Consider the following 13941-nt stretch of genomic DNA (forward strand, 5'->3'; position numbering starts at 1 on the left):
CGGGTCAGAATGCGTACCGGTGGAACTGAACGATGTCGCGGAGCCCCGGCGTGCGTGCTGCGGCGGCGGCGAATCGCCGGTATCCCTTCGGCAGTAGCTGGACGGTGCTCGCCTCGAACACCGAGATCGCACACAATGACCGGGCCCGCGGAATCTGACCGATGATCTCATCCGGCGCGTTGACCGCCCAGCCCAGATCGGATCCTGACCATCGCACCACCTTGTTGTTCTTCGCTTGGGCGCGTCTACCGAACCGGCTCCAGAAGTCGAGTTGCAGTTCCCCGGACGGGAACCGACTGACCACGCGACGCAGCAGGTCGATGCCATCATGTTCGGTGAGATACATGCTGACGCCTTCGGCGATCAACAAGGCAGGACGATCGTTCGGAATGTTGTTGAGCCAGCTGGGATCGGTGGCCGAGGACGACACCAGATGATAATTCTGGCGGGCCGGGTACAGACGTTCGCGCAGGGCGATGACGTCCGGAAAGTCGATGTCGTACCACTCGACCCCGGGTCCCGGATCGACCCGGAATGCCCGACTGTCCAGCCCGCACCCCACATGAAGCACGATGGGCTGTTCAGTCACCGCGAGAAACTGCTTTACCCAGATGTCGAACTGAGCGGCGCGGACGGCGATCGAGGTCACCTGCCTGCGGCGTTGACGGGGAATGGGACTCTTGGTCCAGTCGTAATCCAGCTGGGTCATCAGCTGTTTCGCGAAGCGATCACCCAACACGGGCCGCGCGGAATCTGCGTCCAGAGCCTTCGCGTAGACCATGTCGAGCATCGTCTGCGGCGGACCGCTCAAGTCGACGTGCATCTTGGTAGCCATTCGAACCAACCCTTCGGTGATGTACTCGAGATTGACGGTCAGGACAGCGCGGTCGCCTCGACGGACGCCGCACGCAGCATGGTGAGAATCAGATCCAGCGATCGCTCCGGCGCAGCCGCGTCGACGTGGTGTTCGAGGACCAGTTCACCGGCTACAACTCCGAATCCGTACACGTCGATGACAGCCGACGAGGCTCGATGGAATTGCGATGAGAAACCGACGACTTCCAACCCGGGCGGTGTCGGCATCGCCGCGACGTTGCCGATGTTGGTGGACAACACCACATCTGCCAACCCCGGCAGGGTCCCCTCGTATTGCAGGTTGAAGTGAAGCAACGACTGCTGCACGACGCCGTCGCCGAGATCGGCCTGCAGCGTCGACGCGATCTCTGCGGCGAGCTCGACGAGTGTGGTGGACGGGGTGATCTGCGCCAGGTACGTGGCGACTCCCAGCGCCAAGGTGCACGCTGTCGGTGAGACCGGAGGCTCGAGCAGCGGACGCAGATTGACGTTGTAGACGTACGGTATGGGAATGTGCGGGGTCTCGCGAACCCGCCACTCGGCCAACAGGATTGCCGCCGACACAAGGTTGTTGACGAACAGCCGATGCTTGCGGCCGTATTTGATCAATGCGGCTGTTTCGGCTTTGCTCAGGCGGCCTCGTGCGGTCGGTACGGCGACGGGCTGCGAAAATTTGGTGGAGTCGGTCGATCGCCGGGGCGGCAGCTCATGGGCGAACATGGCGGGAATGAACCGATCGAGCCCCGACCTCGACAGCTTCTCGACGCCACGCTGCTCGAGGATCGTCTCGATTGGTTCGGGAGCCGGCTGCGGGCTGACAGGCCCGGCATCCCCTGTGGTCACCACCGAGGTATAGCGAGTGAACAGGTCGAACAGCAGTCCGGCGATGTGATTGCCGTCGGCCAGGCTGTGGTGCACATACAAGATGAGTTCACCGCCGCCCTCGACGGGGCGCACGACCAGATTGATCAGCGAAGCACCCTGATCGAGCGGCATCTGCGCGTCGGCGTCATCGTCTCCGGCCAACCACATTCCCGGATGAAGAAGATCGTCGCCGACAATCTGAAAGCGCCCGTCGGCGGCCTGCTCGAGGTGACCGGCATACACCGGATATGTCTCCAGCAGACAGTCGAACGCCATCGACATCGCGTCCGCATCGAGAGGTCCCGCCAACTCCAGCGTCACCGAAGTGAATGTCTGTGTCTCAGCGAAGAAGTCCTCGCTCGGCGCGAGCTTGCGGATGACAGCGGTGGGAAAGGTCATCAGGGCTCCTCGTCCTTGCGCGGTCCGGTCGTCATGGTGCTCATCCGCGCATGCTCACCCGGCGATAGCCGACCACCATCGGGACCACGCACGCCACGATGATGCCGCCGGACCAGAGCAGGACACCGACAGCCGGCGTGAGCAAGCCGCCGCCGAGCGTCAGGCTGCGCATCACCTCGGTCGCGTAGGACAGCGGTTGATGTTCGACAACGGGCTGAATCCAGTTCGGATACTGGTCGAGCGGAACGAAACCGGTGCAGAAGAACAACAGCAGCGCTGAAACCAGGGTGATCGCCTCGACCAGCGTTGCGCTGGGCCAGTACACCGCGATGGTGAGCGCCAGCATGGCGAACGCCATCCCGAACAGCACCGGTACGCACAACCAGACGACACCGGCCAGCACGCCCCGCTCCAGTCGAAGGCCCAACGCCAGGCCGACCGCAAGCAGTGCAACAGAATTCACGGCGACCCGGATCGCCTCGGAGAACAGCCGTGCGACAAGCCCTGATGCGCGATGCACCGGCAGCACCCACAGCCGGGCGAGCAACCCGTCGTTGCGTTCCGAGATGAACCCGACCACACCGACCGAAGCGCCGTTCATCGCGCCGATCAGCGTCACCAGCGGAACGCTGCCATACAGTGCGCTGTGCCCGGTGACCGACGAAATCGCGTCCCCCAGAACGATGTTCATCACCACGAGGAAGAAGATCGGTAGTGCGAGCCCGAACACGAACGTCATCGGATCGCGAACCAGCCGGATCAGCAGCCGCTTGGTCTGCGCCCAGATGTGGGCCGGCAGCACGCGCACCGAGTTCTCGCCGAACCGGCGATCCGGAATCGGGAACGCGGACTCGCTGAGCACGGCAGAGTCACGGGGTACCGCGTGATCGGTGACCGACATCATCGCCGCCTCAACACAAGAGCCAGTGACAGCGGGATCATCACGACGGTGACCCCCGCCAGCCAGGCAACCGACGGACCCACCGCCGACCAGCTGACCGGAGCCGCCGTGGGCGTCGAATCGCCGGCCAGTTCTCGCATCGCGTAGATGAATTGGGAGATCGGTTGATTGCGGACCACCGGCTGGATCCAATGCGGGAAGTGCTCCACGGGTTGGATACCGACGGACAGCAGCCCGAAGATCAGCTGCGGCAGCATCAGCCACTGTGTGGTGGCCTCGGGGTTCTTCGACGAGCTGCCCAGCAGATCCGCGAGGTAGGACAGCACCATGCCGATCGCCAACAGCAGCACGCAGAACAGTACGGCGTAGCCGACACCGCGATAGAACCGAAAGCCGATGACATATCCGGTGGCCAGTGCTGCGGCGATACCGATCGCGCACCGGTAGGCGCCCGCCGACATACGCGCAACCAGCGGTGTCAGAGCCGGGATCGGCATGGAATCGAACCGGCGGTTGATGCCCTTGACCGAATCTGTCGCGGCCCGCAACGCCCCGGTGATCGCGGCGAACGAAATGCCTTGCAGTGCAATGAGCGGCATCAGGAACTGCGCGTAGCTGCTCATTCCCGACCTGGCGCCCATCATGTGATTCAGCGGGATGTACCAACCCGCCGCGAACACCACGACTGCCACGACACCAGTGGCCACCTCGCCGTTGCGCAGTGAGGGCGCGACCAGCCGGACGGTGAGGACCCACCACTGCCCAATGGTCGACGGGCGCGGTCGCGCGGCGCTCAGCGCGGCCGTCATGGCATCACATCCTCTCCAACTGCGGCTCGCTGCCGTTCAACCGGTGCTTGCCGGCGCCGGCGCCGGCCAACGCGTCGTCCCCGTCGTCCTCCTCGGCTGCCGCGACATCTGGTGGTGACACGTCGGAATCGTCGGTGAGGGTGAGGAACACCTCATCGAGCGACGGCCGCCGCAGGGCGATGTCGGTGAGTTCGATGTTCGCCGCAGTGAGCAACGACAGCGCCTCCACCAGGGTGCTGGGACCGTCCGGGGCAGGCACCGCGATGCGGTCGGCCGACTCCTCGAGCGCCGTCCTGCTGTGTTCGGGTACGAGTGGTCCGAGTGCAGTGACGATCGCCGGCAGATCCTTGAGGTCACGCGGGACGATCTCACAGTAGCTGCCGCCCGTGCGTTCCTTGAGCTGATCGGCGGTTCCCTCGGCCACCACCGTGCCGTGGTCGATGACGATGATCCGGTCGCTCAGCGCGTCGGCCTCTTCGAGGTACTGGGTCGTCAAAAGGGTTGCGATGCCCAGCTTTTTGAAGCCCGACACCAGGTCCCAGATGGTCTGCCTGCTCCGCGGGTCCAGTCCGGTGGTGGGCTCGTCGAGAAACACCACCTCGGGGCGGACCACCAGTCCGCAGGCGATGTCGATGCGTCGGCGCATACCACCCGAATATGTGCCCACCCGGCGATCCGCGGCATGGACCAGGTCGAACTCGGCGAGCAGGTCCTCGGCGCGGGAGCGTGCCACCGACTTGGTCAGACCCTGTAATCGCCCGAACAGCATGAGGTTCTCGCGACCGGTCAGCACGTCATCGAGGGCTACCTGTTGCCCGGTCAACATGATCGATCGGCGCACGCTCGCCGGGTCTTTCGTGACGTCGAAGCCGGCGATGCTGGCCTCACCACGGTCCGGCCGGGTCAGCGTCGAGAGGATGTCGACCATCGTGGTCTTACCGGCCCCGTTCGGCCCGAGCAGTGCCACCACCTCTCCGCGCCCGACATCGAAGCTGACCCCGCGCAGTGCCTTTACCGCACCGAACGATTTGTGGATCTCGTTGACGACGACGCTCTTGTCCGGGGTAGTCAACACAACCTCCTCATCAGATCCTCTGTTGCTGATACCGGTTCACCGGTTGATTCATTCGGCGGACAGGTCCACCAACCCGAGTTCGGACATGGCGCCACCGAATTCATCCTGGGTCGGCGCCGTCGCGAGCGCTTCGGACAGGAGTTCCTCGAACTCGATCGGGAAGCGTTCGGCCATCGTCTTGACGGTCGCCTGGGCAACCCGGCGAACGTCGTACCACCAATCCACATGCATTCCGGCCGATGAACGGTAGATCCGCATCTCGATCGGGAATCCCAGTCCGGGCGTCTTGTCCCGTACACCCATCGCCGTCTCGCGATCGATCTGCACCGGCCCGGCTGCCGTCGGCAGATCAGGAATCACACCTTCGTTGCACAGCAGGATGTCCGGGGATTCCACAGCCCCGAACGTCCGCGCCGTCGGCCCGTACAGGTAGCGCAACAGCCCGTGGCCGACACCCTGATGTGGGACCGCGCGCATGGTTTCGTGCACGCCGTCGAGCACCTGCGTCGCGGTGGACCCGCCGTGGCACGACAGCGACACCGGGTAGACCGTGGTGAAGCCGCCGACCGTGCGCCGGGGATCGACATCCGGCTTGAGCACGGCACGCCCGGTTCCGGCGAGTGCGACGGCGACCGTTCCCTCGGCTACGGAGTGCGCGATAGTCCGGGACAGCGCACCGAGCATCAGTTCCTCGACGACGAATTCGAATCTGCCCCTCGCCCGTTCGATGAGACCCGCCGGCTCAGCGCCGATCAGCGACGGCACACACTCCATGTCGTCCACGCCGGGCGGTTGTCCGGGCCCCCGATCGGCCAGGGGCAGTGTGGGTTTGGCGGCCTCGTCCAGCCAGTACTGCCTGCTGTCGAGGACTGCCGGATGGGTGGCGAGCCCGGCGTAGCGCTGCGACCATTCCCGCCATGTCGCGGTGACCGGGGGCAACGTGATGTCGCTGCCGGCCAGGCGCTGGGTGAACGCGGTGAACAGGTCGGTGAGCAGAATCTCCCGAGACCCGCCGTCGGCCACCAGTTCATGGATCGACATCGCGAGGTACCGCCCGGCTCCGTCGGCATCCGCGATGTAGGTCGCGGCCAGTGCCGGACTCGAAAGATCCTGCCGGCGTACCTGCGCGGTGAGAATGTCGATGGCCGCGCGCCGTTCGTCGTCGCTACCGGGCGTCACGGTGTCGGGCAACGACACCTGGGCGACGTCGAGCTGATCGCACGGTGGCCGGATCTGCTGTTCCCACGCTCCGGCCCGTTGGCTGAACCCGGTCCGCAACGCGTCGTGGTGGTTGATCACCGCCGCCAACACCGACCGGACGTCCTCGATTCCGACGGTAGAATCCAGCCTCACCAGCAGCGGCACCCGCCAGCGCCCGGCTTCGCGCAGACCATGCTCAAAGAAGTGCGCCGCGAGCGGTGAAACAGGTTGGGGTGCATCGTCGACCGACACAGCGGCCAACCCGCCGGCAGCGTAACGCGCGGACAGCACCGCGGTCAGCGCCGCCACGTTCGGGTGATCGTAGAGATCTTGTGGCGTCAGCTCCAGACCCTGGTTGGTCGCGCTCATCGCGACGCCGATCGCGATCAGGGAGTCCCCGCCGATCTCGAAGAAGTCGTCGTTCGGGCCCACCGAACTGACACCCAGGCATTCGGCGCAGATGCGCCGCAGCGTCGACTCGATATCCACCTGTCCGGTACCGGCGCCGCCGGTCTTCGTCTCGCCGGCCGGTTCGACCACATGCCCGTTGGGTGTGCTGCCGTTGGTTCTGACCGGTGCCGCCCCGTCGGCGGTGAGCTCCGGGTCCACCCAGTGCCGTTGCCGGACAAAGGGGTATCCGGGCAGCGAGACCAGTGTCGGTGTGCGGCTGGACAACGGAGACCAGTCGACCTCGACACCGGCCGACCACAGTTGGCCGAGCGCAAGCAGGAACGTGTCCCGGTCGCCGCGGTTCTGCACCTGGTGCCGCATCAAGCGGACAGCGCGATGCCGTTCGGCCCATTTCGGATGGCGCATGGCCGATCCCGTCAACGCACCACCCGGCCCGACCTCGACCAACACGGCGCAGGGATCGTCCAACACGTGATCAAGCTCATCGGAGAACCTGACAGTGGCACGAATCTGGCCGGCCCACAGGGTCGGATCGGTGGCCTGCGCGTCTGTCAACCAGGTTCCGGTGACATTCGACAGCACCGGTGTGTGCGGCGGGCGCAGCTGGACGCCGGACAGAAACTCGCCGAACTGTGGCACGACGGGATCCATGAGCTGCGAGTGGAACGCGTGCGCGGTGCGGACCCGGCGGGCCAGTATCCCCCGCTGCCGCAGGCGGTTCTGGAACTTCATGACGTCTTCCGGTGACCCTGCCACGACACAGTTGCCGGGGTCGTTGACCGCTGCCAGGTCGAGGCCCGGTGCGAGGTGCTCGGCGATGGCTTCGGGTGTCATCGCGACCGCGACCATCGCACCCCGGGCAGAGCCGTGCATCAACCGGGCCCGGGTCGCGACAACACCGATCGCCGTCGGCAGATCGAAAATTCCCGCCAGTACCCCGGCCACGTATTCACCGATGCTGTGGCCCACATACGCCGAGGCCTGCACACCGTAGGCGTGCAATAGCCGAGCAAGTGCGTATTCGACGGTGAAGAGCGCGGGTTGGGCGCGGTCGGTGCGTTCGAGGTCCGACTGATCGGAGCCGAACAGCTCAGCCTTGAGATCGATGCCGAGCTCACTCTGGAAGCCCTCGGCGCACCGATCGAAGTGCTCGGTGAACACCGGCTCGGATTCGTAGAGGCCGCGCGCCATGTCGGCGTGCTGGGCGCCTTGCCCCGGGAACATGAGCGTGACGCGGCGCTCACCGGCAGGCGCGCGGCTGGTCGCGGTTCCGTCGGTCGACTCGCTGACGAAGACGTTGTCGCTCTCGGCGGCGCCCAGTACTGCCGCCGCGTCGTGCCGGTCGTGCACGACGGCGGCCAGCCTGAACCTCTCGAGTCGCCGCCGGTCCAGCGTGGCGGTCACGTCGGACAGGTCCAATGCCGGGTCTGCGGCCAGCTCGGCGGCCATCGCTGCCCGGAAGTCTTCGAGCGCCTCAGGCGTGCGGGCCGACAGCCGCAGCACCTGTGTCCCGTCCTGCACCGGGCATGCGGGTTGCGCGGGCGCTTCCTCGACGACGAGGTGGACGTTGGTGCCGCCGACACCGAACGAACTCACGCCTGCGCGGCGCACACCGTCCCACTCCCACGGCGTGCACTCATTGCTCACCGTGAACGGGCCACGGTCGAGGTTCAGCGCCGGATTCGCCGTGGTGAAGTGCAGCGTCGCGGGAATGGCCCGGTTCTTCAGGCACAGAATCGTCTTGATCAGACCGGCGATTCCCGAGGCCTCCGCCAGATGGCCGATGTTCGACTTCACCGAGCCCACCAGGCACGGACCCGACCGCGGCGTGTCCGAGAGGCTGAAAGCGGCTCGGAGCGCCTCCATTTCGATCGGGTCGCCCAGGGGCGTGCCCGTGCCGTGGGCCTCGATGTAGCTGATGGACGACGCGTCGACGCCGGCGACCGCTTGGGCCTCGGCAATCACATCGGCCTGCGCGGCGCCGTTGGGGGCCGCGTAGGTCATCTTCTTCGCGCCGTCGTTGTTGATCGCCGAGCCCCGGATCACGGCGTGGATCCGGTCGCCGGCCTCCAGCGCTGCTTGCAACGGTTTGAGTGCGATCACGGCAACACCGCTGCCGAACACGGTACCGTCGGCTGCTGCATCGAACGGCCGGCAGTGTCCGGCACCGGAGACCATCGAGCCGGGCTCATGCCAGTAACCCACGTGATGCGGAATCCGGATGGACGCGCCGCCGGCGAGCACCATGTCGCACTCGCCGTTGAGCAGGCTTTGGCAGGCCGTGTGCACGGCGACCATCGACGACGAACACGCAGTCTGCACCGTCACGCTCGGCCCGCGCAGATCGAACTGGTGCGAGACCCGGGTGGCGAGGTAGTCCTTGTCGTTCTGCAATGACATGTTGATCAGATCGAAGGTGGCGCCTTGCCCGAGGAACGCGGACCGGTCGTGATGCGACAGCAGATTGTGCAGCATGTACATGCTCGCGCCGCTGGTCGCGAACACCCCGATCGAACCGTCGAATGCGGCGGGATCACAGCCGGCATCCTCGAGCGCATGCCAGGCGCACTGCAGGAACAGCCGCTGCTGCGGATCCATCATGCGTGCCACCTGCGGTGGGAACCCGAAGAATTCGGCGTCGAACTCGTCGATCCCGTCGATGATCGGGGCGCGGCGCACATATTGCGGATCGGCGAGGGTGACGGCGCTGACTCCGGCGTCGATGAGCTGTGCCTCGGTCAGCGTCCGGATGGACTCCTCACCGGCGCGGAGGTTCTGCCAGAAAGCCGACGGTGAGTTGGCACCGGGGAATCTCAGCGCCATACCGACGACAGCTATGGCATTGGGCGACAACGGATCCTGTTCGGCGGTGGCAGTCACGCGCGCTGTCCTCTCTTACGCCGCACCGCGGCGCCCCGGCGGGCGGCGGCACGTTGGTTGGCTCGGTCCCGCAGCGCGTCGACGGCTGCTCCGGTGTCCGGGGTGGACACTCCGCACTGCTGCATCACATCGGCGGTGATGTCATCCAGGGAGGCACCCTGCAGCAGCATGGCCACCGGAGGTTCGACCCCGAAGTCGGACTGGGTGGCATGCCGGATCCGCACGGCCATCAGCGAATCCATGCCGAGTTCGATCAGCGGGACAGCCGGGCTCAGCGCAGCCGGGTCGGCGTAGCCCATGATCGCGGCGAGCCGTGTTCGCAGCCGCTCACCGATGATGCGTTCGACGTCAAGCGGATCCAGCTCGGTGAAGTCGGGGGCACCGGCCCACTGATCGTCCTGATCGTCGTCGCCGGCACGGTTCTCGGCGCCCGCCGCGGGGATCAGTGGGTCGACGATCCGCAGGCTCGCGCGGGTGCGGTACGCCGCGGCCAGTCGGGTCCAGTCGGCGGCAGCGATGACGGCCCGAACCGGGGCATCGGTGGCCAGCGCCGAGCACAGTGCCCCGATCGCCACCTCGTCAGGCATGGGTTCAAGCCCAGAGCTCAGCGTGACCTGTTGGTACTCGTCGGACTGGTTGTCGGCCAACGATTTCCACCACCCCCAGTTCACCGTGGTGGCGGCCAGCCCAGCGGCGCGGCGGGCGTAGGCGAAGGTGTCCAGGAACCCAGTGGTGGCTGTGTAGTGCGCGAGCCACCGCGAACCGAGCAACCCGGAGATCGACGCGAACAGCACGAACTGGTGCACCGGATGTTTCAACGACAGGGTGTGCAGCAGTGATACCGCGTCCAGCTTGGGTCGGAACATCGCCTGCACGTCCTCTGCGGTCATGTCCGCCAGCGTCACCGGTCCACCACCGAATGCCGCGAGATAGATGCCGTTGAGTGCGGGTAGGTCACGGCCGAACCGTTCGAACAGTGCCGCCATCGCCTTCGGATCCGACGCGTCGGCCGCGACGGGCACGAGCGTCGCCCCGTGTTCGGCCACGGCTTGTGCCAGCTCTGTCATCCGTGCACCGGGATTGCGGGACACCGCAACGACGGTCTTGGCTCCCATCGCGACGAGCTGGCGGACCAGATGCGGCCCGATGTTGCCCGTGGCCCCGATGACCAGATGGCTTCCCGCGCCATCGATTTCGGCGGGTGGCGCGGGCCGTGCCGGTGCCGACACCAGCCGCGGTACATGTCTGCGCCCGGCGCGGTACACCGCTTGATCGTCGTCGTCGCTGCCGGCGGCCTCAGCCCGAAGGTAGCCGGCCACCCGCTCGGCGGGCACCGACTCGTCGACATCGATGACACCGCCCCAGAATTCGGGGTGCTCCAGCGCCAGTGTCCGGCCCAGACCCCACAGCACCGCATGGGCGGGATTCGCCCGGTCACCCTCCGCGAGCGGCTGGGCGTTACGGGTCAGCAGGTACAGACGCGGCGGCTCCGGCAGCGCTGCCAACGCCGCGCAGAGCTCGCGGCACGTGTTGAACAGGTGATAGCCGGGTTCCGCGTCCAGGCATCCGATGGCCACGTCCGGCGCGAACACCACATGTGCTGCACCGTTCAACGCGTCCGCCAGCGCGCCATCGCGCTCGGTCAAAGCCGTGGGGGCCAGCAGCACGGCGTCGAGTTCCAGACTCAGCTCGGCATCGGAGACCACCAGCCAGCGCCCTGACGCATGCCGATCCGCCGGCAGCGGACGTGCTTGCCACGTCAGCTCGCAGCACCACTGTGGCGGCACTCCCCCTGCCCCCGGGAGTGACTGTTGCGCAGCCACGGCACGGGCGATGGCGGGACCGTCGATCCAGTGCCTGGTGTGTTGCCATGGCGTGGTGGGCAGTTCGGGTGGCGGACCGTCGGGATGCGGGGTCTGCGGCGCCGCCGCGGTGTGGATCGCGTTGAGATTGGTGTGGAACGTGTGGGTGTCGTCGCCGTCGCGCGACAGCGTGCCGACGGTGTGATGGTGTGTGTCGCCGAGCGTCTCGGTGATCGAATGCGCCAACACCGGGTGCGGACTGATCTCGATGAACGTGCCGTACTGCTCGCCGAGGTCGGCGAGCGCCTGGTACAGCCGGACCGGTTGGCGGACGTTGGCCACCCAATAGGCTGCGTCGACGTGCGGGGCCCAGTCGTTGGTCACCGTGGACAGGAAGGGCACTGCCGGCGGTTTCGGCTCCAGATCCGCCAGGCCGGTGCGTAACTCGGCCAAGATCGGATCCATGAGGGCGCTGTGTGAGGCCACCTCCATGTTGACCCGTCGGGCGAAGCGGTCCTGCTGCTGGACGTCGGTGATCAGCTGGTCGATCTGCGAGGGTGGCCCGGCCACCACCGTCTGCCTTGGAGACGAATACACCGCGAGGCTCACCTGTTCCCGCCCTGCGATCAGGGCGGACGTGGCGTCGGCATCGAGCTCGAGCAGTGCCACGGCGCCTTGGCCGGCCAGCCGCGACATGAGCCGGGAGCGGGTGGCGATGACGCGGAGTCCTTCGGTGGGGGTGAGTGCGCCTGCGGTGACGGCGGCGGCGACTTCGCCCATGGAGTGTCCGATGACAGCGTCGGGGACCACGCCGTAGTGCCGCCACAACGCGGTCAACGCCACCTGCAGGCCGAAAATCGCGGGCTGAAACCGGGCGTCGCCGAGCACTGGCTCGCCGTTGGCGATGACCTCGTGCAGCGAGAAGCCGACGGTGTCGAGGAACATCGGTTCGAGGGTGTCGATGGCGGCGGCGAAGGCGGGTTCGTCGGTGAGCAGTCGCCGGCCCATGCCGGCCCATTGGGAGCCTTGCCCGGAGTAGACGAACACCCGGCCCGGCCGGCACGGCCCGTCATGCGACCGAACCACGCCTGGCGCCGGACGTCCGTCGGCGAGCGCTTGCAACGCCTCTGCAGCCTGCGCACGGCTGCGGGCGCAGACGGTGGCGAAGGTGCGGTGTTGGGTTCGGTGGTGGTTGAGGGTGTGGGCGACGTCGGCGAGGCGGACTTCGGCGCCGGGGCCGGTCATCCACTGGCCGAGCATGGCTGCGGTCGCGGCGATCCGCTCGGGCGTCTTGCCTGACAACACCAGCGTGGTCACGGGCGAATCCGGCTGCGCGACAACGTCGTCAACCGCGGATGCTTGTTCGATGACGATGTGTGCATTCGTCCCGCTGGCGCCGAATGACGATACGCCCGCGCGACGCGGGCGGTTGCTCTCCGGCCACGTCAGCAGGTCGGGTGCGATGGTGAGGCGGGTGGCGTCTTGGCTCGCGTGGGGGGTGAGTTGGTGGAAGTTGAGGTGTTTGGGGATGTATCCGTAGCGGACGCTGAGGACGGTTTTGATGAATCCGGCGATGCCCGCGGCCGATTCCAAATGTCCGAGGTTGGTCTTGACCGAGCCCACCACCAGCGGGGCGGCGTCGCCGCGGTCGGCGAAAACCTGTGCCAGCGCATCCAACTCGATCGGATCACCCAATGCGGTACCGGTGCCGTGGGCCTCGATGTAGTCGATGTCGGCGGGCACCAGTCGTGAGGCTGCCAATGCCTGGCGCATCAACGCCTGCTGGGCCGGGCCGTTGGGCACCGTCTGTCCACTGCTGGCGCCGTCCTGGTTGACCGCCGATCCGCGCACCACCGCCAACACCCGGTCCCCGTCGCGCAGGGCATCGCTCAATCGCTTGAGCACCACCACCCCGCAACCCTCACTGCGCACATACCCATTGGCACCGGCATCAAAGGTCTTGCACTGCCCATCCGGCGACAACATGCCGAACCGGGTGAGTGCGATATTGGCTTCGGGCTTGAGGATCAGGTTGACGCCGGCGGCCAGGGCGGTGTCGCTCTCCCCACGACGCAGACTCTGACACGCCAGATGCACCGACACCAACGACGACGAACACGCCGTATCCACCACCAACGCCGGACCCCGCGCCCCCAGAAAATACGCCAACCGCCCCGCCGCAAAATTCGCCGCATTCCCAAACGGGATATACGCGTCGTAGTCTTCGCGACGCAGCGTTTCGGTGAGCCTCAACATGTAGTCGTATCCGGTCAGGCCGACGAAGATACCGGTCTGCGTCCCCCGAATCGACTGCGCCACAATACCGGCGTTCTCCAACGCCTCCCACGCCACCTCAAGCAACAACCGCTGCTGCGGATCCATCGCCGCCGCCTCCCGCGGCGCAATCCCAAAAAACTCCGCATCAAACTCATCCGGACGCCACGACGTCAAAAACCCACCATCACGCGCACAAATCGTCCCCGGCACCGACGGATCCGCCGAATAAAACTCCTCAACATCCCACCGATCCCCCGGCACCGGCACAATCCCACTACGCCCGTCCTGCAACAACTGCCAAAACTGATCAGCAGAACCCACCCCACCAGGCAACCGGCAACCCATCCCCACCACAGCCACCGGCTCAACATCAGCACGCTCAGCCACCGCCAACCGCGCCGTCAACTCATCAATCCGATGCAAAGCCTCAGCAATAATCGCCCGACGATCCGCCCCAGCACCAACCAT

7 protein-coding genes are annotated in these 13941 nt (G+C 66.4%); all 7 read right to left on the reverse strand.

Annotated elements, in window-relative coordinates:
• Nucleotides 1–4: 4 nt before the first annotated feature.
• The 7 genes from BTO20_RS18195 to BTO20_RS18225 are packed head-to-tail and all read right to left on the reverse strand — an operon-like array spanning nucleotide 5 to nucleotide 13941.
• Nucleotides 5–835 carry a class I SAM-dependent methyltransferase gene (locus tag BTO20_RS18195; protein ID WP_087077703.1) on the reverse strand — a complete coding sequence of 277 codons (831 nt, stop codon included), beginning with the start codon at nucleotides 833–835 and terminating at the stop codon, nucleotides 5–7.
• 38 nt (nucleotides 836–873) lie between these two features.
• Entirely contained in the window at nucleotides 874–2118 is a 1245-nt protein-coding gene (locus BTO20_RS18200; protein WP_087077704.1) for a phthiocerol/phthiodiolone dimycocerosyl transferase family protein, read from the reverse strand.
• A 40-nt stretch (nucleotides 2119–2158) separates the two neighbouring features.
• Nucleotides 2159–3019, reverse strand: coding sequence for an ABC transporter permease (locus BTO20_RS18205; RefSeq protein WP_087082299.1), 861 nt, complete (start codon nucleotides 3017–3019; stop codon nucleotides 2159–2161).
• Complete coding sequence (locus BTO20_RS18210; RefSeq protein WP_087077705.1) at nucleotides 3019–3828, reverse strand: ABC transporter permease; 810 nt, start codon at nucleotides 3826–3828, stop codon at nucleotides 3019–3021. Before BTO20_RS18210 ends, BTO20_RS18205 begins: the two co-directional genes overlap by 1 nt.
• A 4-nt stretch (nucleotides 3829–3832) precedes the next feature.
• Nucleotides 3833–4900, reverse strand: coding sequence for an ATP-binding cassette domain-containing protein (locus BTO20_RS18215; RefSeq protein WP_087082301.1), 1068 nt, complete (start codon nucleotides 4898–4900; stop codon nucleotides 3833–3835).
• A 51-nt stretch (nucleotides 4901–4951) separates the two neighbouring features.
• A complete protein-coding gene (locus BTO20_RS18220; RefSeq protein ID WP_232491185.1) occupies nucleotides 4952–9394 on the reverse strand; it encodes a type I polyketide synthase in 4443 nt (1480 codons plus the stop codon).
• Entirely contained in the window at nucleotides 9391–13941 is a 4551-nt protein-coding gene (locus tag BTO20_RS18225; protein WP_087077706.1) for a type I polyketide synthase, read from the reverse strand. Before BTO20_RS18225 ends, BTO20_RS18220 begins: the two co-directional genes overlap by 4 nt.

The sequence above is a fragment of the Mycobacterium dioxanotrophicus genome (assembly GCF_002157835.1).
In the GTDB taxonomy this organism is placed as follows: Bacteria; Actinomycetota; Actinomycetes; order Mycobacteriales; family Mycobacteriaceae; genus Mycobacterium; species Mycobacterium dioxanotrophicus.